At 63.0% G+C, this 23,446-nt stretch carries 21 protein-coding genes; 8 read left to right on the forward strand and 13 right to left on the reverse strand.

Annotated features, from left to right (window positions below; genetic code table 11):
• Positions 1 to 65 precede the first annotated feature (65 nt).
• Genes R8L07_01635 through R8L07_01645 form a run of 3 tightly spaced genes read right to left on the reverse strand, consistent with a single transcriptional unit; the run spans position 66 to position 4,988 of the window.
• A complete protein-coding gene (locus tag R8L07_01635) occupies positions 66 to 1,364 on the reverse strand; it encodes an HlyD family type I secretion periplasmic adaptor subunit (GenBank protein MDW3204215.1) in 1,299 nt (432 codons plus the stop codon).
• A gap of 12 nt (positions 1,365 to 1,376) precedes the next feature.
• Positions 1,377 to 3,104: an ATP-binding cassette domain-containing protein gene (locus R8L07_01640; GenBank protein MDW3204216.1), complete on the reverse strand. Its 1,728-nt coding sequence runs from the start codon at positions 3,102 to 3,104 to the stop codon at positions 1,377 to 1,379.
• 36 nt (positions 3,105 to 3,140) lie between these two features.
• Entirely contained in the window at positions 3,141 to 4,988 is a 1,848-nt protein-coding gene (locus tag R8L07_01645; protein ID MDW3204217.1) for a TolC family protein, read from the reverse strand.
• A 331-nt stretch (positions 4,989 to 5,319) separates the two neighbouring features.
• Between R8L07_01645 and R8L07_01650 the strand changes: the two genes are divergently transcribed.
• The 3 genes from R8L07_01650 to R8L07_01660 are packed head-to-tail and all read left to right on the forward strand — an operon-like array spanning position 5,320 to position 8,227.
• Entirely contained in the window at positions 5,320 to 7,023 is a 1,704-nt protein-coding gene (locus tag R8L07_01650; GenBank protein ID MDW3204218.1) for a tetratricopeptide repeat protein, read from the forward strand.
• 17 nt (positions 7,024 to 7,040) lie between these two features.
• The gene (locus R8L07_01655; GenBank protein MDW3204219.1) at positions 7,041 to 7,898 is read left to right on the forward strand and encodes a 4-(cytidine 5'-diphospho)-2-C-methyl-D-erythritol kinase; all 858 of its coding nucleotides are present in this window, start codon (positions 7,041 to 7,043) and stop codon (positions 7,896 to 7,898) included.
• A complete protein-coding gene (locus tag R8L07_01660) occupies positions 7,895 to 8,227 on the forward strand; it encodes a hypothetical protein (protein MDW3204220.1) in 333 nt (110 codons plus the stop codon). The genes R8L07_01655 and R8L07_01660 overlap by 4 nt, the downstream gene beginning before the upstream one ends.
• Here R8L07_01660 and dddP read toward each other — a convergent pair.
• A complete protein-coding gene (gene dddP, locus R8L07_01665; GenBank protein ID MDW3204221.1) occupies positions 8,224 to 9,567 on the reverse strand; it encodes a dimethylsulfonioproprionate lyase DddP in 1,344 nt (447 codons plus the stop codon). The genes R8L07_01660 and dddP overlap by 4 nt on opposite strands.
• Before the next feature lie 158 nt (positions 9,568 to 9,725).
• Positions 9,726 to 10,631, reverse strand: coding sequence for a LysR family transcriptional regulator (locus tag R8L07_01670; GenBank protein MDW3204222.1), 906 nt, complete (start codon positions 10,629 to 10,631; stop codon positions 9,726 to 9,728).
• 132 nt (positions 10,632 to 10,763) lie between these two features.
• Here R8L07_01670 and R8L07_01675 point away from each other — a divergent pair, with 132 nt between their 5' ends.
• The 4 genes from R8L07_01675 to R8L07_01690 all read left to right on the forward strand — a co-directional run bounded on the left by R8L07_01675 (position 10,764) and on the right by R8L07_01690 (position 15,687).
• Positions 10,764 to 11,189 carry a DoxX family protein gene (locus R8L07_01675; GenBank protein MDW3204223.1) on the forward strand — a complete coding sequence of 142 codons (426 nt, stop codon included), beginning with the start codon at positions 10,764 to 10,766 and terminating at the stop codon, positions 11,187 to 11,189.
• 41 nt (positions 11,190 to 11,230) lie between these two features.
• Positions 11,231 to 12,193, forward strand: coding sequence for a glutathione S-transferase family protein (locus R8L07_01680; GenBank protein MDW3204224.1), 963 nt, complete (start codon positions 11,231 to 11,233; stop codon positions 12,191 to 12,193).
• A 259-nt stretch (positions 12,194 to 12,452) separates the two neighbouring features.
• Positions 12,453 to 14,888: an FAD-dependent oxidoreductase gene (locus R8L07_01685; protein ID MDW3204225.1), complete on the forward strand. Its 2,436-nt coding sequence runs from the start codon at positions 12,453 to 12,455 to the stop codon at positions 14,886 to 14,888.
• A gap of 67 nt (positions 14,889 to 14,955) precedes the next feature.
• Complete coding sequence (locus R8L07_01690) at positions 14,956 to 15,687, forward strand: 2OG-Fe(II) oxygenase (GenBank protein MDW3204226.1); 732 nt, start codon at positions 14,956 to 14,958, stop codon at positions 15,685 to 15,687.
• On the opposite strand, the gene R8L07_01695 is transcribed toward R8L07_01690, so the two are convergent.
• The 8 genes from R8L07_01695 to rfaD form a co-directional block, all read right to left on the reverse strand.
• On the reverse strand, positions 15,688 to 16,140 hold the full coding sequence (locus tag R8L07_01695; protein MDW3204227.1) for a hypothetical protein: 453 nt from the start codon (positions 16,138 to 16,140) through the stop codon (positions 15,688 to 15,690). It abuts the gene before it with no gap.
• A 107-nt stretch (positions 16,141 to 16,247) separates the two neighbouring features.
• Entirely contained in the window at positions 16,248 to 16,763 is a 516-nt protein-coding gene (locus tag R8L07_01700) for a hypothetical protein (protein MDW3204228.1), read from the reverse strand.
• 77 nt (positions 16,764 to 16,840) lie between these two features.
• Entirely contained in the window at positions 16,841 to 17,593 is a 753-nt protein-coding gene (locus R8L07_01705; GenBank protein ID MDW3204229.1) for a hypothetical protein, read from the reverse strand.
• 272 nt (positions 17,594 to 17,865) lie between these two features.
• Positions 17,866 to 19,017, reverse strand: coding sequence for a Xaa-Pro peptidase family protein (locus R8L07_01710; GenBank protein MDW3204230.1), 1,152 nt, complete (start codon positions 19,015 to 19,017; stop codon positions 17,866 to 17,868).
• 12 nt (positions 19,018 to 19,029) lie between these two features.
• On the reverse strand, positions 19,030 to 19,830 hold the full coding sequence (pgeF, locus tag R8L07_01715; protein ID MDW3204231.1) for a peptidoglycan editing factor PgeF: 801 nt from the start codon (positions 19,828 to 19,830) through the stop codon (positions 19,030 to 19,032).
• Positions 19,830 to 20,930 (reverse strand): class I SAM-dependent methyltransferase, encoded by a 1,101-nt coding sequence (locus R8L07_01720; protein ID MDW3204232.1) that lies wholly within the window; start codon positions 20,928 to 20,930, stop codon positions 19,830 to 19,832. Before R8L07_01720 ends, pgeF begins: the two co-directional genes overlap by 1 nt.
• A complete protein-coding gene (gene lgt / locus R8L07_01725) occupies positions 20,927 to 21,766 on the reverse strand; it encodes a prolipoprotein diacylglyceryl transferase (GenBank protein ID MDW3204233.1) in 840 nt (279 codons plus the stop codon). The genes R8L07_01720 and lgt overlap by 4 nt, the downstream gene beginning before the upstream one ends.
• Before the next feature lie 39 nt (positions 21,767 to 21,805).
• Positions 21,806 to 22,789 (reverse strand): ADP-glyceromanno-heptose 6-epimerase, encoded by a 984-nt coding sequence (gene rfaD, locus R8L07_01730; protein MDW3204234.1) that lies wholly within the window; start codon positions 22,787 to 22,789, stop codon positions 21,806 to 21,808.
• Positions 22,790 to 22,918: 129 nt separating this feature from the next.
• Here rfaD and R8L07_01735 point away from each other — a divergent pair, with 129 nt between their 5' ends.
• Positions 22,919 to 23,239, forward strand: coding sequence for an accessory factor UbiK family protein (locus R8L07_01735; protein MDW3204235.1), 321 nt, complete (start codon positions 22,919 to 22,921; stop codon positions 23,237 to 23,239).
• The last annotated feature ends 207 nt before the right edge of the window (positions 23,240 to 23,446 follow it).

A 23,446-nucleotide genomic window follows, 5' to 3' on the forward strand; every position in this document is an offset into this window, starting at 1 on the left:
TTATCCTACCCCAGTAGGGCACAACCAAATTAGAGAGGCAGAATCAATTGGTTGCGCTGACGCCTCTAGCGCTCTCGCATTGCAGCACGCATCGAGCTGACATAGGGGTCCAGGATGTACTGGGCGATCCTGCGTTCCCCAATGACGATCGAACTGGCGACGCGCAACCCCGGATAGAGGCGATATTCAAGGTCACCATCATTGAAACCCTGGGCATCCGGCTCGATCCGGACTGAATAGTAAGGCACCCCTTCGTCATCCAGCAGCGCATCCGGGCTGACCCCGGCCACGGTCCCTTCCAGCTTACCGAAACGCGCGGCGTCCGCGGAGGTCAGGGTGATCTGCGCCCGCTGTCCGGTCCGCACGAAACCGATGTCCTCCAGCGGCATCCGGGCATCGATGACGAGACGGTCGTCCAGCGGCACGATCTCCGCCAGCACGTCCCCCGGCTTGATGACACCGCCGACCGTCGACACCGCAATGGTCTTCACGATCCCGGCCACGGGCGAGCGGATGACCATGCGGGACTGGCTGTCCTGAAACTTGCGCAGCCGCTCCGTCAGTTCATCGAACTCCCGGCGGGCGGTGGACAGTTCTGCGCGCCCCTCCTCCGTGAAGCGCTCAGCGATTTCGGAGAGTTTCGCGCGAGCCTCTTCCAGCGCGGCCCGTGTCCGCTGCAGAAGGGCCCGATCCTCTTTCACCTGACCGTCCAGCGTCGCCAGATCCTTCAACAGGTTGATATGCGTCATGCGGTTGGTGATGTTCTGCTTCAGCAGCGTGTCGGAGATTTTGATCTGCTCATCCAGGAAGCCGCGCGTCGCTTCGGCGGTTTCAAGCCGGGCCGACACTTCGACGATCTCCTGGCGGCGCTGCGCAATCAGCTGCCTTTGAACATTGAACTCCGCGGCCAGACGCTTGCGGCGCGTTTCCATGATGGCCCGTGCGGCCTCGACCTGCTCCGGCACGCGCGCGATCAGGTCCTCGGGATAGTCGGCGGCGTTGTTGCCGGCCAGTTCCGCTTCCAGACGCGCGATATCGATGCGCAGGCTGGTAACGCGGGACTGCAGTTCCGCCACCTCGGCGTCGATCTGCGTGGAATCCAGCGTGACGATGATTTGACCGGCCTCCACGACCTCGCGTTCCTGCGCGCGAATCTCGGAAACGATGCCGCCTTCCAGATGCTGTATCTGGCGCACCTTGCTGCCCGGGACGACCTCGCCCACCGTGGCGCTGACAATGTCCAGCGTTCCGTACCAGGCCCACGCCCCCAGCGCGCAAACGAACAGCGTCGCCAGAAGAATGAAGGATACCGTGCCGCGGCCGGCATCAGGCATCGGGGCAATCAGATCGTCATGTCCTGCCATGCCGGGCGCCCCCTATTCCGCCGCCTTGGGCTTGACCGGCGGACCGCCTCTGGCGCCGGCATTCCAGGTCTGCGACGCGGCGGCACCATCCTTGGATAAGGTCCTGATCTCGGGGCGCGGCTTGGCGTCCAGATCAATCATCATCTGCGCGCCGCGAATGATCTGCGGATCGTGCGAGGAGACGATGATCGTCCGCCCGGCGCGGGCCAACTGGACCAGCGTTTCATAGATCTGGCGAACCCCTTCCTCGTCCATGCCCTCGGTCGGCTCGTCAAAGACGACAAGACGCCCGCCGCTGGCCAGAGCCCGCGCCACGGCAAGCCGCCGTCTTTCCCCCCGCGCCATGGACAGGCCGTTATTCACGACCATGGTGTCCAACCCTTTCTCGGTCTCGTGCACGAAACGCGCCGCGCCGCTGCGTTCCAGCATTGCTTCCAGGGCCTCATCGGTCAGATCGGGGTTGAGGAGCTTCAGATTGTCCCGGATCGTCGCGTTGATGAAGGTCGGCTCCTGCGGCAGATAGACGATCTGGCGCCGCCACCACGCCGGCACGATCTGACGGAGATCCACGTCATCCGCCAGAATCTGGCCGCGGGACGGTTCGATCAGGCCAGCGATCAGCCGCGCCAGGGTTGTCTTGCCCGCACCGTTCCGCCCAATCAAGGCGACAACGGAACCCGGCTCCAGGACTACATTCAGATCCTCGAACAGGGGCGCCGGCGCGCCCGGGGCAGTATAGGCGAGGTCGCGCAGTTCCAGCTTCCCCGAATAGGTCCTCAGCGCCGCGCCCTCGCCCGGTTCGACCGGCAGTTCGGCCAGCGATTTGGCACGATCCAGCGCCTGCCGGGACTTCACGATCGATTCCGAAAGCTGCGCAAACCGGGTCACAGGCTGCATGGCCCGGGCCGCCAGCAGGTTCGCACCGATCATCATGCCGACATCCAGCTCACCGACCACGACCAGGGTCGCGCCCACCGCAATGACCCCCGCGCTCATCAGGCCCTGAATGCTCTGTGTCAGGGACTGCAGGCCGCCCTGCCGGCGGGCGAGACGACGGCGCAATCCCTGGACGACCGCCAGATTTTTGGCCCAGTCGCCGATCAGCCTTTCCCCGGCGCCGAAGGCCCGGACACTTTCCGCCGTGGACGTCGTGGTGCCGATCAGGCCGTGTCCGATCGCCTGATGCTCTGCCAATTGCCGTGTCATCGGCCGCAACGCGATCTGGTTGATTAGTCCCAGCAACATCACCGCGCAGATCGCGATCAGCACGATCAGCGCCAACGGTGGGCTGAAAATGAAGATCGCGCCGAGGAAAAGCAGCGCGAAGGGAAGATCCATCATTGCCGTCAGGTTCGGCGCCGAATAGGCACTTTCCACCTGTTCCAGCCCCGAGATCGCCTCGCGACGATCGCCGGAGGACATGCGCTCGAGAAAGCCGAGCTTAGCCGTTGTCAGCACGCCGAACGCCCCAATCCCGGCGCGATGATCCGGCTCCCCGGAAACCGACGCGGCAAGGCGCATGCGGCTCCACCGGAACCCCAGTTCGAAAAGGATGGCGATCCCGACGCCGACGGTCAGCGTCACCAGGGTCGCGTCGACACCGTTGGAGACATACCGGTTCAGGACCTGAATGACATAAAGTGAAGACGCCAGGCCGAGAAGGTTGGCCAGGACGGATGCAACGATCATCAAGGCCGTCTGTGACGGCCGACGCCGAAGCCTGGCCAAAAGCTCACCCATTGGGAATCCGCCCGTTCCTACCCCATTCCGCTGTTTCTATTGTGCCCAATCAAACAGCGGGTTGTCGAGATCGCCGTCATCACGCCCGGAAGGAGGCGTCGGTTCGGACGGTTCCTCGGCGGCGGGGTCTTCCTGCGGTGCCGACGCGGCGGGCCCCTCGTCGCGGACAGGCTGATCCGGCGGCTCCGGTCGCGGCAGGGTATCGAAGCTGGGCGGGGATTCCAGAGCGTCAAGGAAGGGCTGACTTTCGGCGGGCGCCGGTTCCGCGGTTCCCGGCTCTGTGGCTCCTGGTTCGGCAGGGGCTGTTTCCAGGATAGGGGCATCCGGTGTCAGGGTGGAAAGGGGCGGTTCCGACGGCGCGGTTTCGCCGGAAGGAGGCGTTGGCGAGGCGCCGGGTGTCGGGCTGGCTCCGGACGGCGGCGGCGTGAAGACACCGCCCGAACTCTCACCGTCCTGGATCAGGGCCGATGGGTCGAGCTGCGTTCCGAGGTCGGAATCCGGCCCCAGAAGCTGCATCGAAGGATCGGGCGCGCCACCGAACAACCCGGCAATGGGCGCCAGCATCTCACTACGATCCGGACGCGGAACGGTTTCGATGACGCCATAGTCGAGCGAACCGGAAGCGGCGAGCAATTCGACCAGGGCCAGTTGAACCTCGGCTTCCGCCGCGATGGCATCGCTCTGGGCGTTGATCAGCGACGTTTCCCCGGAAAGGACATCGATCAGCGACCGCTGCCCCAACTGCCGCTCCTGGATCGCCACTTCCAGAAAGGCCCGCGCAATCCCGGCCTGATCAAACAGATATCCGGATCGCTGCCGCGCGGTCTCCAACTGTTTCCAGGCATTCCGTACGCGTTCCTCGACCTGCCGCTTCAGGTCACCCATGGTTCGGGTCGCCGCGACGACATCGGATTGCGCAGCCCGCAGGGTATTGATGGACGTGAACCCGAGATTGAAAGGGAAGTTCATCTCCAGCTTGATGGACGATTCCAGTCGGCGTCCGATCGTGCCGCCGTCGTTCTTGGTCATGGTGCGCTCGCCGACGACTTCGAAAGTCGGGGCAAAACTGTCACTACGGGCGCTGATGCGGTCCTGCTGAGACAGGGAAACGTCAATGGCTGTCAGGCGCAGTTCCGGGTTGCCCTTGAAGGCCAGGTCCAATGCGTGTTCCAGCGTGTCGGGCAAACTGGAATGATCGACCTTCAATCCGGGCAGCGCGCCAATATCTTCCGGCACGTCGCCGAATACGGATCGATAGCGGTTCAGGGCCAGTTCATACGCCCCTTCCGCATCGACGCGCCGGGCCTGAGCGCCCGCCAGTTGTGTCTTGGCCTGCAGAAGGTCGGTCGACAGACCGGATCCGGCTTCAATCCGCGCCTCTTCCAGACCGGTCTGACGGCGGATATTCTCTTCGGACCGCCGCGCAAACAGCACCACTTCCGCACTGCGCAGCAGATTGATGTAGGCAGTCAGCGCCTCCGCGATCAGGGTCTGCCGTGTCTGAACAAGGGCGATCTCGGACTGAACCAGTTGAAGGCGCGCGCGCTCTACCGTCGCATTCGCCCCGCCGAAATCCCAGAGAAGCTGGGTGATCGTCGCGGTGAGTTCCTGCGCCGGCGCAATCACCGTATTGGTGTTGGTTCGCTCAAGCCGGTAGCGCTCGACATTGGCGGTCACGTCCAGGGCCGGATACCAGACGCCCAGGGCTTCTTGGGATCTCTCGCGGGCCGCTGTCACCTGGGCCTGACCGGCCAGAAGCCTGTCATGGGATTCAACGGTCTCGGAAATCAGGGCTTCCAGAGAATTCGCGCGCACGTCTATGGCCCCGCTGAAGCAGGCAACCGCACACAGTGCGGCAACTCGCAGGAAGCGCGCTCTCTTCATACCCAACAATCCGCGAGCCTCGACCCGCATCTCATTTGGGAAGCCCCCCTCCGTCTTCCGCGCGAAGACGGTACCGGACCTGCCCTGTTACAGGTTTACCCAATGCCGTGCCTCCGTACTAGCCCCGGCTGTGACCAGTTCACTACGAGTCGGGGCGTTTAGCGAAGACCTATTGCAAAAAAATCGTACGCGGCGGCGGTGGCGCGAGGCGATGTAAGCCTCTATCTTGGAACCAATCGTCGAAAACGTGACAGGCAATGGGTGGAACATGACCAGATTTCAGCGAGATGCGGTGCGACACGGCGCGACAGGCAGCCTTGGAAAGGTCGTAATGGCCGCGCTGCTCGCTGTCCTGCCGATCGCTATGCCCAGCGCCCAGGCCGACCGCGCGAGCGGCGAGGTCCAGATTGGCACGGCCTCGCAGGAAAACACGGTCTTCGGCGCCTACATGGCGGCCGGCCACGCGGAGGCCGTGTATGACTTTCAGCATGCGGCGGATCTTCTGGACCGCGTTCTGGAGGCCGAGCCCGACGACCCTCTCCTTCAACGCCGCGGCATGCTGGCCAACCTGCATGCAGGACGGATCGAGCGCGCCGCACAACTGGCCCGCCCCCAGATCATTGTCTACCCCAGTGAGGTCGACATCGCGGCGCTGACGCTGGCCGCCGTCGCGATGCGCAACGACGAATGGGAACGGGCGGTCAAGATCCTGAAACCGGCGCGCCGTATCGCCTTGGCCCGCTTCTCGTCCCCTATCCTTGCCGCCTGGGCCGAATTCGGTCGAGGCGACACCGACGCCGCCATCGAGTCGCTGGAGGCGCTGCGCACGGAATCACAGGCACAGGGGCTGCATGATTTTCACGCCGCCCTGATCTTTATGGCCGCCGACCGACATGCCGAAGCCGAAGCCCTGCTGGCAGGTCAAACCGACAACCTGGAATCCGTACCGATCGGCGTCGTGCGCGCCATGGCCCGTGCGAAATTGGGCCTGGGCGAAAGCGAGGCGGCGGAGGATCTGCTGCGCGGCTATGACGCCCTGAATCCCGGCGTCACCTATATCGAAGAAGACATCGCTTCCCTGGAGTCCGAAGGCGCCCTGGCGCCGATCGTGCCCGGCCCGAAGGCCGGTGCCGCGGAGGCCTTTGTCGATCTGGCACGTCAGGTGCGCGATCAGGCCCCGTTGATCGCACTGCGCTATGCCCGGCTCGGCGTGTTCCTGGACCCCCAGAACGATCTGGGCCGGATGGTGACCGCGGCCATTCTCGAACGCCTGCAGCGCCATGACGCCGCCATCGTCGCCCTCAGCGAGGTTCGTGAGGACTCCGCCTTCGATTGGGATGCACGCATGCAGATCGCTGACAATCTGATTTCGCTGAAGCGGGATGAGGAAGCGATCGAGCACCTGGAAGCCATGGCGAAGGAACGGCCGGAAGACATCGATGCACTGGACCGGCTTGGCTACCTGATGCGCGCGCGGGAACGCTTCGCCGAGGGTACCGATTACTACGACCGTGCCGTCGAACGGATCGACCAGGTGAACGATCAGCATTGGCGGCTGTTCTATTTCCGCGGCATCACGCTGGAACGCACTCAGCGCTGGCCGGAGGCGGAAGCCGATTTCCGCAAGTCGCTGGAGCTGAAACCCGACGATCCCTATGTGCTGAATTATCTCGGCTACAGCTGGATCGACCAGGGCATCAATATCGAAGAAGGCATGGACATGATCCGGACGGCCGTCTCGCAGCGCCAGAATGACGGCAACATCGTCGACAGTCTGGGCTGGGCCCATTATCGCCTGGGCGAGTATGAGGATGCCGTGATCCAGCTGGAACGCGCCGTTCAACTGCGCCCCTCGGAACCAGTGATCAATGACCACCTTGGCGACGCCTATTGGAAGGTCGGGCGCAAGCTGGAGGCAACCTATCAGTGGCGCCACGCGCTCAGCCTGGAGCCTGATGACGACCTGCGCGCGACCATCGAGCGCAAGCTGGAAGAAGGCCTGGACGCGGTCGAGGCCGCATCCGGCAACAACTGAGGCAAAGCACCCCGGCCATGGACGCGACCGTTCTAGAGGAACTCGCCCCGGCCAAGGTCAATCTGTCCCTTCGCATCACGGGACGCCGTGCCGATGGCTATCACCTGCTGGACAGCATCGTCGCCTTCACCGATTTCGGAGATACCGTATCGGTCGGTGCGGCGGAAGCGCTGTCCCTCTCGGTCGATGGCCCGCATGCGGACGGCGTGCCGACGGATGACAGTAATCTGGTCCTTCGGGCCGCAAGGGCTCTGGCCACGGCAACCGGCGTCGACTCCGGCGCGGCAATCCGGCTGACAAAGGCGCTGCCATCGGCGGGCGGCATCGGCGGGGGCTCCTCCGACGCCGCGGCAACGCTGCGACTTCTGTGCCGATTATGGGATGTTTCGCCATCCCGGACGGTCCTGTCGGAGATCGCCCTGAATCTCGGCGCGGACGTGCCGGTCTGCCTGGAGCGGCGCCCCCGCCACATGTCCGGGATCGGTGAGAAACTGGGGGTCCTGCCCCCCTTCCCCAAGGCTGGAATCCTGTTGGCCAATCCGGGGCTTCCCTGCCCCACACCGGCAGTTTTCAAGGCCCGCAGCGGACAGTTCTCGACCCCCGGAATGCCGATGATGCCCGGGCATTCGGCCCATGCGCTGGCCCGTGCCCTCGCCCGGGAACGCAACGACCTGACCGAGGCCGCGGTTGCCGTCTGCCCGGAAATTCGGGAAGTACTCTCCGCATTACGCGACGCGCCGGGAACGCTGCTCTATCGCATGTCCGGCAGCGGCGCGACTTGCTTCGGACTCTATGAAACGCCGGAAAAGGCAAGACTGGCCGCGGACAGGGTTGCCCGCGACGGCTGGTGGGTTGCGGCCGGCGGGCTGACATGACGGAAGGCGAACTGAGGCTCCTGGTCTGCGTCAATCCGGTCGGCAGCAACAAGCCCTCCTGCGGCGGCGACAGAGAATCGGAACAACTTGTCCGGCTACTCGAACAGGGTATCGCAGAGCGCAATCTGGCCGTCGCCGTGGAACGCGTTCACTGCCTGAACCGATGCCTGCGCGGCCCCGCCATGCGGATAGCCCCGGGCGGGAAATTCTATCTGGAATACGGCGCGGCCGACATCCCGCGCATCCTGGACGAACTGGAGGGCGAGGCTGGAAAGCGGGAGACGAGCGATCCGGATTTCGACCTCGGCGACGCCGCACCGGGGAGCTAGAGCAGACCGCTTTCGAACGGATAGCTTGTCAGGTTCTCGAAACCCGTTTCGGTCACGACGACCTGGTCCTCCAGCTTGATGCCGACGCCCCCGCCTACCTTCCCGGCATAGACTTCGACACACAGGCACATGCCCGGCTCAAGCTCGCCGGCGTAACCGACGGCCTCCCAATCCTCCGGATAGAAGATCGCGGGATATTCGTCACACAGGCCGACGCCGTGGAACTTCACCCCGTAGCGCAGGTCTCTGTAGGCTTCCGGCAGACGATGCCCGCCCTCCATCAGTTCCTGGAAACTGACACCCGGCTTGATCAACTCGCGGTTCGTCATGATGTGTTCATAACCGATCTGATAGGCTTCGCGCTCGTTGTCGGTGGGCTTTCCGCCACCGATCTTGAAGGTCCGTGACAGGTCGGCGCAGAAGCCATACGGGCCGATCATGTCGGTGTCATAGGCCAGGATATCGCCCTCCTGCATCACGCGCGGACCGCATTCCTGGAACCAGGGATTCGTGCGCGGCCCCGAAGACAGAATGCGCGTTTCGATCCATTCGCCACCACGGATATGGCTGGCGCGGTTCAGTTCGGCCCAGGCTTCGACTTCGGTCATGCCCGGCCGCACCATGTCCTGCATGGACCGCATCGCCGACTCGCAGGACGCGACGGCGCAGCGCATGGCGTTGAGTTCGTCCGGACTTTTGACCTTGCGGGCATGCTCGGTCAGTTCCTGTCCCAGTTTCAGTTCGAAGCCCCGTTCCTCCAGGGCCCAGATCATGGCCAGTTCGGCCTTGTCGACGGCGATGCGCTTATTTTCACCGGCATGGGTTCTGACCAGATCCTCGAACTCAGCGGCGAATTTCTTCGCCCGCTCTTCGCCACGATCACCGGCGTCGAAGTAGAAAACGTCGGCACCGTGCCGGACCTCCTTCACCAGCGGCAAATGTGCCGAAAGGTGATCGCAGGAATGAAAGTCCCAGAGCACCATATAGCCGTCGGCCAGAACCAGACAGGCACGGCACATGTTGTGCGTGACCCATAGCTGCATGTTCGTGCTGTCGGTCGCATAGCGGATGTTCAGCGGGTCGAACATCAGGACACCGGCATAGCCGCGCGCATTGACGTGATCCACCAATCGCTTCAGCCGGTATTCACGCATGCGCGGCAGGTTCGGCAGCGTCAGGCCCAGCGCGGCCCATTCCTCGAAGGCGAGGTCGGTCGGACCGATCTCCACCCGGTCGTTCTCGTTCGGTGTGCCATCCGGCAGGAAAGCGCCCTGTGCGATGCGGCGGCGATAGGGATCGATCTTGCGATTGGATCCAAGGATCAGACGGTCATCCGGCATTCGACAGCACTCCGTAAGCCCCGGGACCGAGGCGCAGCTTCAATTTCTGAACGGAGTTTGAAGCCGACCCGCAACAATCGACAATGCAGAAAGCGTCAGAAACTGGACCGAACTGTCCACGATGCGACGAATACCGACCTGCAGCACCGAACCCCGCGCTATTCCACGCGCCAGGCCAGACCGCCGTCGAGATCGGCGACCAGAAAATCGATGAAGCTTCGCACCTTGCCGGCCAGCAGGCGATTGTGGAGGTAAAGCGCGTAGATGCCGAGTTCCTGCACGGCGCAGTCCGGCAACAGTCGGATCAGCCGTCCCGCCCGTAGATCGTCTGCAACTGCATAGGATGGGATCAGTCCGATTCCGAGCCCCCGGCGCACCATGGACCGCACCGCCCGGGCGCTGTTGACCCGGAACCGACCGTTCACGCGGATTGTCTCCCTCGCGCCGCCGATGTCGAATATCCAATCCCGGCCGTCCCGGTGATTGCTGTCGACGATGCAGTCATGGCCGGACAGATCGGTTGGGCTCAAGGGCGCTTCCCGCTGCGCAAGATAGCTCGGCGCGGCGCAGGGTATGACCGACGACACCCCCAGTTTTCGCGCCACCATGGCGGAATCCGGCAGATTGGAAATGCGGATGGCGAGGTCGACCCCCTCATCCGCAATGCTGACGAAACGGTCAGTCAGACGCAGGTCAATGCTGACCCCGGAATGGGCCGCAAGGAAACGTGCGACCGCGTCGGTCAGGTGCATTTCCCCGAACGTCATCGGGGCGGTAACAACCAGCTTCCCCCGTGGTTCCGCATGACGATCGCGCATCGTCTCGTCGAGCATGTCCATATCTTCGACGATGCCCCCGGCCCGGTCGTAATAGGCACGCCCAAGCTCCGTCGGGGAAACCGCACGGGTTGTCCGGTTCAGCAGCCGAACACCGAGACGTTCCTCCAGCCGCAGTACCTGCTTGCTGGCGACTGCCTTGGAGAGACCCAGCCGTTCCGCCGCGGCGGTGAAGGACCCTGCCTCGACGACGGCAATGAAAGTGCGGATTTCCTGCAAGGGATCCATCTGTATCCATTTTTTTGACAGTGTTTTAATATCATAACTATTTATCAATTTTTTGGAAACAGCAATCCTCTCCTCATTCGAAATCGTCAGCCCGGCCGCCCTGTTCGCGGCCCGACAACAAGGAGAGTTGAGATGATTGATGCAAAGCCCGGCGCCTATGCCGCCCTGATTCTGCGGGTATCCCTCGGGTCGATGTTTCTGGCCCATGGGCTCCTGAAACTGCTCGTTTTCACACCGGCCGGCGCGGCCGGATACTTCGAATCGCTCGGACTGCCTGCAGCGCTTGCCTACCTCACCATCGTACTCGAACTGGTCGGTGGCGGTGCGTTGATTGCCGGCGTTCTCACGCGGTGGTTCTCACTCGCCCTCGCCCCGATCCCCCTGGGCGCCGCGCTGTTCGCCCATGCCGGCAATGGCTGGCTGTTCAGCAATGAAGGCGGCGGATGGGAGTTTCCGGTCTTCTGGACGATCGCCCTCATCGTGCAGGCCCTCATCGGCGCCGGCGCGTTTGCACTGCCCCGTCCGGCGCCTCTCACGGCGCTGCCCTATTCCGACTGACCGCCGACGTTCGAACGCGACATTCACACGGGAGAAAGAGAATGCTGAGAAATGGAAAATGGGTCGCACAATGGCAGCCGATCCAGGGCAAGGACGCGGATGGACGTTTCCTGAGGCAGGAATCCGCCTTCCGCCACTGGGTCACACCGGACGGTTCCCGGGGCCCGACTGGTGAGGGGGGCTTCGCGGCAGAGGCAGGACGCTATCATCTTTATGTTGCGCTGATCTGCCCCTGGGCATCCCGAACCCTGATCGCACGGGCCATGAAGGGGCTTCGCAACGCCATCGGCGTCACGGTTCTGTCGCCTGTACTGACAGATCAGGGATGGGCCTTCGGTGGATTTCCTGGTGCCGAAACAGACCCCTACTCAGGCGCGGGGCATCTGCATCAGGTCTATACGAACGCGGATCCGAACTATACGGGTCGGGCGACTGTCCCGGTCCTTTGGGACAGGCAGCGGCGGACGATCGTGAACAATGAATCCGCGGATATCCTGCGAATGCTCAACAGCGGGTTCGGCGCCCTCGCCGAGGGCGCGGTTGATCTCTATCCCGCCGATCTGCGCGCCGATATCGATACGCTCAACGCATCGCTCTACGCCTCACTCAACAACGGCGTCTACCGGGCGGGCTTTGCTTCCAGCCAGAAGGCATACGACGAGGCCGTCCGGGAGGTCTTTGCGATGCTCGACATTCTGGAGGACCGGCTGTCGGACGGACGGCGTTATCTCATGGGGGACCGGTTCACGGAATCCGACATCCGGCTGTTCGTGACCCTGGCCCGGTTCGACGCGGCCTATTTTGGTCTGTTCAAATGCAATCTCCGCCGTCTCTCGGATTACCGTCACCTGTCGGATTACACGACCCGTATCGCCGCACTGCCCGCGGTACGCGACACGGTCAATCTCGACCACATCAAGGCAGGCTACTATTCGGTGAAGGCCATCAATCCCAGCGGCATAATTCCCGCGGGACCGGCGGTAGGATTGCCGCTGGCAGCCTGATCCGGATGGCGAAGCGATCCCGGCGAACCGGACCGCCCCCAGCGGCAAGGACCGCCGGGATCGCGCGCCAGCCATATCCCCTGCCATACCCCTTGCCATACCCCCAGCCCCTCCCCCGGGACAAACTTTCCCGAATCCGACACTGTTGGCAGAATTGAGATAATTCGCGTCGCTGACCGATGTTCGCCCCAGGCGGGTCTGCGGCATGTGTCGAAACAGGCCGGATCGCGGTCGACCAATATTGTCGGAAGGTTGTTTCATGAAATCGCATGCGCAGGCCGTCGTGATCGGCGGGGGTGTCGTCGGGTGTTCCGTTCTCTATCACCTGACGAAAATGGGCTGGAAGGACGTGGTCCTGATCGAACGGTCCGAACTGACCTCCGGCTCCACCTGGCATGCGGCGGGCGGCTTTCACACCATCAATGGCGACCCGCAGGTCGCCAAGCTGCAGTCCTACACGATCGACCTTTACAAGGAGATCGAGGAAATCTCCGGCCAGTCGACGGGTTTCCATCTGACCGAGGGGGTTTTCCTGGCGGCGACGCCGGAACGGATGGAACTGCTGAAGGTCATGCAGTCGCAGGAAAAGCTGCTGGGCATCGAAACCCAGCTTATGACACCCGAAGAGGCCGAGAAGATCCTGCCGATCATGGACCCGAAGGAGTTCCTGGGCGCGCTGTGGACGCCGATGCACGGTCATCTGGATCCCTCCGGCACGACCCACGCCTATGCCAAGGCGGCGAAGGTCCAGGGCGCGGAAATCTATCTGCGAAACCGGGTCACGGACCTGCAGCAGAATCCGGACGGTTCCTGGACCGTGGTGACCGAACAGGGAACCATTCAGGCCGAGCATGTCGTCAATGCCGGCGGTCTGTGGGCACGTGAGGTCGGCCGCATGGTCGGACTGGAACTGCCGGTCCTGGCGATGGAGCACATGTATCTGATCACCGAGGACATGCCCGAGGTCGAGGAAATCAACCGGTCGACCGGAAAGGAAGTCCTGCATGTCGTCGATCCGGATGGCGAGATCTATATGCGCCAGGAGCGCAAGGGCATGCTGATGGGGACCTATGAAAAGGCCTGCGTCCCGTGGTCGCCGAAGGAAACGCCGTGGGATTTCGGCCACGAGCTTCTGCAGGAAGACATCGACCGGATCGCGCCGTCGCTGGAAGTCGGCTTCCGTCACTTCCCGCCGTTCCAGCGCACCGGCATCAAGCAGATCATCAATGGTCCGTTCACTTTCGCGCCCGATGGCAATCCGCTGGTCGGCCCGGTGCGCGGCCTGAAAAACTACTGGTGCGCCTGCGGCGTGATGGCCGGGTTCAGTCAGGGTGGCGGGGTCGGTCTGGCGCTGGCCAACTGGATGACCGGCGGCGATCCGGGCTTCGATATCTGGGGCATGGACGTTGCCCGCTTCGGCGACTGGACGACCATGGCCTACACCAACGCCAAGGTCCGCGAGAACTATTCGCGCCGCTTCAAGGTCCGCTTCCCCAATGAGGAACTGCCGGCGGCACGGCCGCTGCGCACGACACCGATCTATGAGCGACAGAAAGCCGCCAATGCCGTCTTTGGCGTCGCCTATGGCATGGAACAGGCTCTCTGGTACGCCCCGGAAGGCGTGGAACCGGTGGAAAACATCACCTTCCTGCGGTCCAACGCCTTTGATCCGATCAAGGAGGAGTGCAAGGCGGTGCGCGGCGGCGTCGGCATGGCCGACATTTCCTCCTTCGCGAAATACGAGGTCACGGGACCGGGCGCGGAAAGCTGGCTGTCCCATGTCATGGCGAACAAGATTCCCCGCACCGGGCGCCTGACCCTGTCGCCGATGCTGAACGAAAAGGGCAAGGTCATCGGCGATTTTACCGTCGGGAAATTGGCCGAGGAACGCTTCTTCATTTTCGGATCCGGCGCGGGCGAGATGTACCATATGCGCTGGTTCGAACGGCATCTGCCGGAGGACGGCAGCGTTACGATCAAGGCGCATGGTTTGGGTCTGGTCGGACTGACCATAGCCGGTCCAAAATCCCGTGAGGTATTGGCCGCGCTGACCGATCAGGACGTCTCCGGCGGGGCCTTCAAGTTCCTGGATTTCCGCGCCATGGATCTCGGCATGGTCCCTGCGCTGGTCGGCCGGGTCAGCTTCACCGGCGATCTCGGCTATGAGATGTGGGTGAAGCCGGAGTTTCAGGGCCGCCTTTTTGACGATATTCTCAAGGCTGGCGCCGCACACGGCATCAAGCTGTTCGGGTCGCGCGCCATGCGATCCATGAGCCTGGAGAAGGGCTTCGGGTCCTGGGCGACCGAGTATCGGCCGATCTATGGCCCCTTCGCAGCCGGAATGGGACGTTTCATAGACCTGACCAAGAACGACTTTATCGGCCGCGAAGCCGCCGCCCGCGAAAAGGCCGACGGCCCGACCAAACGGCTCGTCACCTTCGATGTCGCCGCAAGGGAGATCGACGTGATGGGGAACGAGCCGATCTATCGCGATGGCAAAATCGTCGGCTATGTCACGTCCGGCATGTACGCGCATCATGCCGACCGTTCCGTCGCCATGGGGTATGTCCCAGCCGATCAGGCCGAGGATACCGACGACGGCACCTTTCGGATCGAGGTTTTCGGAGAGATGCTGCCCGCGACGATCCTGCCCGAGCCGCTGTTCGATCCGAAGGCGGAACGCATGCGGGGTTAGAGCCGGCCAGCTTGGCACACCGATAGCAGGAGGGTAGGATGCGGTCACTCGCAAAGGGAGTGACCGGATGGGCCCCACGATCTTCGACCGGCTGCGGCCTTCTGACATCCGGACCGACCCGTTCCCGCATGCGGTGGTAAACGCGGCGTTGCCGCCGGACCTATGCGCGAGACTGATCGAAACCCGCCCGGGCCGAAATCAGGGATCATTCCGGCCGGCCACGCGATCCGTGGTGCCGGCGTGGATGATGTGTGAACTGGACTTTTTCGACCCAGCCTGGCGAGCCTTTGCCGAACGCCATACCGGAGGCGGGACCACACAGCAGGTTCGGACGCGGTTCAACGGTCACTGGCCGGACCACCTACCCGATCCGCCGGACGATCCCGAAGCCTATGGCCTGCATGGCAGGGACGACCATGACAGTCACCCGGTGCTGTGCGATGCGCGACTGGAAACGATATCGCCCAACCCCGCGAGCCCTGCAAGCCATCGCGGCCCGCACCTGGACAGCGGCAATCGCCTGTTTTCCGCGCTCTATTACCTGCGCTCCCCCGATGACGATTCCGACGGTGGCGGCCTGACACTGTTCCGGTTCCGGAACCGGCCGGAACGCCTGGATGTCTTCGCCTTTTCAGATCAAGACGTTTCCGCCGCCGTCACGATCCCCTATGCGGCGAACACATTGGTCGTCTTTCCGAACAGACCGGACGCAATCCATGGAGCGGAACCACGAGGGCCGACGCCGCACGACCGCGCCTATATCTTCGTCACCGCCGAAGTGAGGGACGATCTTTTCTGATCAGGAGTCTTTCACCGGGACACTGGGAACCCAGAGATACCAGTCGGGATCGAATATGTAGCATTCCCTCAGGCCGTGCGGCTTGTCGATCGTGCCTTCCAGCATCTGATATCCCCATTCGCGCGCCCTGGCCTCGGCCTGATCGGGGTCAACGCCATAGAGACGGAACTCCGCCCCGACACCGCGCCCCTGTACCGATCGGACGAGACCCGACAGGCGATGGTCGCTGTAGCTGTGGTCGGCATGCAGGATCCACGTCGCGCCACTGACCGGTTCCCGCATGAAGGCAAAATCCTCGTCGTCATAGACGCTTTCCGCACCGAAGACATGCTTCGCAAAACCGACGGAGGCCTCGACATGTTTCACAAGCAGATTGATGCCCAGTCCCTTCGGCAGCGATTTGCCGAATTCAGCGGCGTCCATCCAGGGTTCCTTGGTCCGTTTCGATGTCATGGCGGCAGCTTTCGATCTTATTGTTCAGCGCGAACGACGCGACCATGTCCTCGTCCGCACCCGACTACAAGGGCCGTATTGTACAAATCGGGCTGGCCAATTCGCGACTATGCGTTCGTCTGCAGCGGCGTCGCCGTGAAATAGAATTCGTGCGTCTTCGGATCCATCGCCTTGTAGACATTCGGTCCCTGAAGCTGGGCGAAAAATTCTTTCTTCTCCGCGATATCGGTCAATTCCCGAAAGGCGGCGCGCGAGCGGTGCAGGCTGGCGCCACCACCATCCACGGCAACCACTTCGAACAGGGCTTTCTTGCCGCCGCCACCAGGCGCCTTCCAGTTCTTCTCCTGAAGTTCACGGGCGACACTGTTCCAGGACCGGGCCGATGCCTTTCCGTCGGCCCCGGACTTCAGAAACATGGCCGCCGGAACGTTGCCAAAGAATAGGTGCTGCCCCTTGGCAGGATGATATCCGATATTGTCGGGATTCTTGTGCCGCTGCGTAAAGCGCGTGATGTGCCCGTCCACGTCCTGAAAGTAGACGGTCGGCTGGGACGATCCTTCCGTAACACCAATGATATGCGCCGCGGTCAGATTGCCCGGCACGTGCCGTTCGGTTTTCGCCATAGGACCTCCGATGGATCAGTCCCGCGCCCATCCCCATGACGAATCGATTCGGCGTTTCTGTAAACGGATTGCCGGTATCAGTTCTGCCTGGGCTCCGTGGCGGAACGCTGCACCTCACGGATCTCATCGATGCGGTCCAGAATTTCCTGCACGGCAGCGACATTGGCCAGCGCGGCGTCATAGGCAGCGCCGCCCCATCGCTTGCTCAGCGCGCCCATCGGCACGACGTTTTCCTGATCCAGCTTGCCCAGGACAGTGCCGTCGCCATCCATGAGCCACCATCGGATCGTGACCAGTTCCCGGTCGTCGCCCAAGGGTTCAAGCGTCACCGCCCCCGCCAGAAGCAGAGCCGCATCCTCCGGGGTCCCGGCCAGCGGCACGCCCGCCTCCTTCAGAACTGCCGCCATGGCGCGCGACAAGGCCCTGTCGCCATCACCCGGCGCCCCCTCCACACCGACCACGGCGACGGTCGGTGCCCCTTCCGGCAGGGCCGAGATCGCGTGTTCCGTCCCAAGCGACGCCCCCACCAGGGCAGCACCGCGTTCCGCGAGTATCTTCACAAGCGACGGATCGCCATCGTCGAAGGCACTGCGCGTCGCCGCGGCATTGGCCGACACGGTCGCAACCTCCGCTCCATCCGGGTCGGTCAGCACCCAGAGGACATCGGCCCGACCGTCACGCCATTCCGCGACACCTTCCATCAGGATGCCGTGGGTTAGGGCCGCACCGGACGACGCGGGAACACCCAGGCGCTGAAGTTGGGCAACCATGGCCTCGGTGAGCGGACCGGACAGGGCCGGTGCAGCGCCCTCCACCGGCGCGACTGTCACGCCGGATCCGTCCGGAATCGCCAAAAGGGGGTTTGAATCCTTCGCCCCCGGGGCAGTCTTGAACGGCTTGGGGACGGGTCCGCATGCTGCCACGACCAGAGCCAGCGCGAAAACGGCGAGAATGCGCAATCGATCAAACAATGCAGAACGCCAGAAGCAGCAGCATTGTGATCGCAAGCATTTGGATCAGCCAGGGCATGGGCGGTCGGTTCGATCTTCAGTCTCAACTGCCGGTCATATAGGGATGGAACCCCTGACAGGAAAGGCGCGTTTTACAGGACCACCAGGTCCAGCGGCGCCTTCGACACGCTTTCCGACCCGTTCTGCGTAACGATGGAGGAACGACCCAGGCACATTGCCAGTCCCTTGTCGGAATTCATGATGATAATGTGAATGAAGAAGGACATGTCCGGTGCCAGTTCCACCGGGTTGCCTTCATAGAACATCGGCCAGTCCATCCAGCACGGGGTGTACCGCGCGCCCATCCCGTAGCCACAGGCGTTCAAGCGGTGCGCGCGCAATCCGTGATCATCCAGCACACGGGCATGCGCCTGGAAGACATCATCCATGCGATTGCCGGGTTTCAGCGCCGCCTCACAGGCCAACAGCGCTTCCTTCGCCGCCGCATGCATTGCCACATGCTCAGGGTCCGGTTCCCCCACGATGAAGGTATTCATCATCGCGGCGTGATAATGCCGGTAGGCCCCGGCCCATTCCAGGGTCATCTGGTCCTTCGCGGACAGGGTTCGGCGCCCGGCCTTGTAACGGCACAGCAGCGCGTCGCGGTCGGACCCGATGATGAACTCATTGCCCGGATAGTCGCCGCCGCCTTCGAAGATCGCGCCCTGCATTCGCGACAGGATCAACCCCTCGTCGACGCCGGCGGCGGTAACATCGACTGCTGCTTTGTAGGCGTCATCGGCCAGTTCCCCGGCACGACGGACATAGGCCAGTTCCGTTTCGCTTTTCACCAGGCGCAGGCGGCTGATCAGGTTGTTCGCCTCGACCAGGGTCGCAAACCCGTCCATCGCCGCATCAAGCTGCTTACCCCGATAGGCCGTCAGGCCGGCAGACTCGTATTCGACTCCCAGCCGCTTGCCCCTGGCGCCATAGCTGTCCAGCAGATCGCGCAATTGCTCGCACGGGTTCACCCCTTCGCGGTCGACCCAGATCTGAATATCTTCAATGACACTGGTATGTTGGGCCTGTCGGAGGTCCGGTGCACGGGTCAGCAGGAAGTGTTTTCCATCGGCGCCGAGATAGAGGCACTGGAAGAAGCAGAACCCGAATGTGTCATAGCCGGTCAGCCAGTACATGCTTTCCTGAAGAAAGATCAGCATGCCGTCCAGGTCACTCTCCGCCATGGCGCGGCATGCCATGTCCCGACGCTGCGCCAGTTCTTCGACCGAGAAATGAATGGCCATGTTTCCGCTCTCCTAATTCCGCAATGCAATTGTGGACAACAGCCGGCCGTAATCGATCGTGCCGTCCGTGCTGCGTTCTTCCAGATGGGTCGCCCGACGATAGCTGTAGTAGCGGTCGGGGTCTGAATAGGTGTCCTCGGCCACGTGACCGATTTCCGCCACCTGCGATGCCTCCAGCCGTCCCAGAACAAATCCCGGCAGGTCGAAACGGTAATGCCTGTCCCTGTCCGACGGCAGAAAGAAGACGTCGAAATCCGAAGTGACGTCCAGAAAGGCCTCCCGAAACTCGGGGCCTACTTCATAAGATTGCTGATGGATGCAGGGGCCCAGGACCGCAGCGATATCGGCCCGTTCCGCACCCAGTTTTTCCATCGCCAGAACGGTGGTTTCCACCACACCGCCCAACGCGCCCTTCCATCCGGCATGGCAGGCCCCGACAATGCCGGACTTCGCATCGGCAAACAGGACCGGCGCGCAATCGGCCGTCGCGATACCCAATGCAAGCCCGGGTACCGATGAAACCATTCCATCCGCCCGGGGCAGGTTTTCGGGATCCAGTGGGCGGGCCACTTCGACGACATCGGCACTGTGAACCTGGTAGAGGGTGTTCAAGGCATCCGGCGGCAGTCCCAGCGCGACCATGGCCGAGGCGCGGTTGCGCTGCACTGTCATTGGGTCGTCCGCCGACCCAATCCCAATGTTCAATCCCGCATAGATGCCGGTGCTGCCGCCGCCGAGCCTGGTGAAAAACCCATGTGCGATGCGGTCCGATTCCAGCGCGGGGTGGGTCAGGTATGTCGGTTGGTCCGGCATCAGGCGGGCTCCAATCCTGGCAGCGGCGGGAGGTCGTTCGCCGCGAGGCCGACAACCTTGAACAAGGTGCCCATTCCATCCGCCCCGATCAAGCGGTCCCGCGCCTGCTCGATTTGCCGGGCCGTTGCCTCCGGCGCCGCACTCACCAGCGATTGGGCCCGCATCTCTATCCCCAATGCCCGCAGAAAATCGCCCTGTGTCGCTGTCGGGCTGACCCGGCAGCCGCCCGATGCGGCCGCTTTCGACAAGGCAGTGAAGTCGACATGAGCCGTCAGATCCGCCTCGCCCGGCGTCTCGAATATCGAACAGGGTTTGTGCGCCTTGACCGCCTGAAGCGTATCGCCGGTCGCCGGCCCCTCATATCCATAGTCGATAGCCAGTGCCGCGCCGCCCTGCGCTGCGATTCGGGCGCCCATATCGCCGGCGATGCGCCAGGCGAACGGCGCCAGTTCCACGACCCGGCCAACCCTTGTTCTTTGTGCCAACCCTGGGTCGATCAGGCCTGAAATCGGCCCCGGACCGGGTGCAATCATCAGCGCCAACCGGTCCTTGGCGGGATCGACCGCCACCAGCCTTTCACGCCAGCCCTCCTTCGTCTTCTGGACCTGGCGGATCGGCAGGGCGTCAAAGAACTCGTTGGCGACGATCAGCAGCGGTGCATCGTCTGGCAAGGTTGCAATATCGCTGTGCCATGTCGGGGCCATCGGCGCCCGCTCCAGGGCGCGCGCCTGGGACTGCCGCAGGATCGGACTGGTTTCCACCAGATGCAGATGGACCGCCTCCAGAAAGCCCGGCATGCGCTTCGCCGCGCGCAGAAGGTCGGCCATCAGGGTACCGCGCCCTGGACCGAACTCGACCAGGTGCACCTTTCGCGGCGTTCCCATCTGTGCCCAGATTTCGGCGCACCACAGACCGATCAATTCACCGAACATCTGCGAGATTTCAGGCGCCGTCGTGAAGTCCCCGGCGCGGCCGAACGGATCGCGGGTGATATAGTATCCAAGCTCCGGATGGCCCAGCGCGTCCCCCATGAAATCCGCCAACGTCAGCGGACCTTCGATGGCGATCCGCCGTCGCAGATGCTGCTCCAGCGGGGTCACGCGGCCGATTTCCCCTTACGCGCCTTCTCCGGCGCCACCGGCGGGCGGTGAATGGCCTGATGGATCAGCCAGGCGCCGCCCAGCAGCATCGGCAGGGACAGCCACTGCCCCCATGTCGTGCCGAAGGGCAGAACGCTGGTCAGCACTTCCGGCTCCCTGAAGACCTCCCCCACGGCGCGGGCGACGGCATAGCCCATCAGGAAGACCCCTGTCGGCAGCCCGGGCCGCGACAGGCCATTGAAACGCCGCACCACGACGATCATGACGATCAGCAGGATCGCCCCTTCCATCGCCGCCTCATAAAGCTGGCTGGGATGACGCGGCAGCAGATCGCCGGATCGCGGAAAGGCCATGGCCCAGGACAGGTCGGTCACGCGCCCCCAATGCTCACCATTGATGAAGTTCGCAATGCGCCCCAGCAGGATGCCGAAGGGCGCGACGGTAGCGATGATATCGGTCAGCGAGAACAGTGGAATCCTGTTCATCCGAGCAAACAGCACCATGGCCACCGTGACCCCCAGAATACCGCCGTGGAAGGACATGCCGCCCTCCCAGACCTTGAAAATCTGCAGTGGCTGCTCGATGAACATGTGCGGCGCATAGAATGCAAAGGCGCCCAGCCGACCGCCGACAATGACCCCGATCACCGCCCAGGTCAGAAAGCGGTCGATGTGGTCCCGGGTGACGCCCAGCGGGCTGGTCTCCGCCAGACGCATGCCCCAGCGCCAACCGACGATCAGGCCGAAAATGTATGCCAGGGCATACCAACGCAAATCGAACGGACCGATCGAAAGCAGTACCGGGTCCAGATCGTGCACCCACACGCCGTTTTCCATTGTCACTCCTGCGTACCGAACCCCGCTTCCCTGTTCGGGTCAGCGATAGGGGTCTTCGGTTGCCAGATATTCCTTGATATAGGTGGCGACGCCGTCTTCGACCGATGTCGCGGGGCTCTTGTACCCGGCAGCGGCGATGCGGTCCATCCGGGCCTCCGTGAAATATTGATAATGCCTGCGGATATCTTCGGGCGTGTCGAGCCAGTCGATAGCCGGCTCCTTGCCCAGGGCAGCAAAGACCGCGTTCGCGAGATCCAGAAAACTGCGCGCCTTGCCGGAACCACAGTTGAAAACCCCGGACACATGGGGGTTGTCATAGAGCCAGAGCATCATGTCGACGCAATCGCCGACCCAGACGAAGTCCCGCATCTGACCGCCATCCTCGTAATCCGGATGGTGGGAGCGGAACAGTCGGGCCCGACCGGAATCGCGCACCTGCTCATACAACTGATGGGCGACGGATCGCATGCCACCCTTGTGATACTCATTCGGGCCATAGACATTGAAGAACTTCAATCCAGCCCATTGCAGCGGTGCTGCCCCCTGGGCCGCGAGGCGTGAAGCGTTACAGTCGAACAGCTTCTTCGACCAGCCATAGGGATTCAGCGGACGCAGGGCAGTCAGCGCCTTTAGATCGTTATCATCCTCGAAGCCCAGGCTTCCGTCGCCATAGGTCGCCGCGGAGGACGCATAGATCAGACGCACGTCGTTCTCCGCGCACCAGTACCAGAGCCGCATCGACAAGGCGAGATTGGTTTCCAGGATCAGGTCGACATCGGTTTCCGTCGTCGCGGAAATGGCGCCCATATGAAAGACGCAGTTCACCGAGCTGCCGTTTTCATCCAGCCAGGCCGACAGGTCTTCCGGAAGGACGGTCGCAACGATCGGGTGCTTCGCGACATTCTTCCATTTTGCGCCATCGCGGAACCTGTCGCAGACCGCGATCGGACCCAGCCCGCGTGCTGCGAGCCCTGCAATCAGGTTGGAGCCGATGAACCCGGCGCCGCCGGTAACGAGAATCATGACCGGACCTTTCGTGACATTGGCCGTGCCCTTTCATAATCTGCGCGACCTGCGCTCGCAACCGTTGCCCCGCCCGGATGCAAGGAATATCTAAGGGGTAGGACACAGCCATGAAACGGGAGCTGTAAGATGCAGACCACCGGCAAATTCTTCGACGATTTCGCCAAGATGGCGGGCGGCGCCATGGGTGCGCTCGGCGGCGTGAAGGAAGAAGCGGAAGCCGCCATCCGCCAGCGTCTGGAACGCATTCTGGCTGACATGGATGTCGTGCCCCGGGACGAATTCGACGCCATGGCCGATGTCGCGCGACGCGCCCGGGAGGAACAGGAAAAGCTGTCCGCAAAGGTCGCGGACCTGGAAGCCCGGCTGAAAAAGCTGGAAGGTGGCAAGACGGCGTCAAAGAAAGCGGCGTCCAAAAAGGCAGCCGCCCGGAAGCCCGGCGCGGACTGATCCGGCGGGCGGAGGCGCTGGCCCCGTCGACGGCGCAGCATACCTCAAAAGCTATCGGACAGTCCGGGCGGAACGTCCGTGTTCCGGAAGTAGCCCAGGCTTCCCGCGCCTTCTTCCCGGCGCACCGGGCGATATTGGCTTTTCCCCTGCCTGTGCCCGGCTGTCATCGCGGTTGCCGGAACAACCTCGGGTCCCTCTCCCGCACCC

Source organism: Alphaproteobacteria bacterium (assembly GCA_033344895.1).
Lineage (GTDB): Bacteria > Pseudomonadota > Alphaproteobacteria > UBA8366 > Aestuariispiraceae > Pacificispira.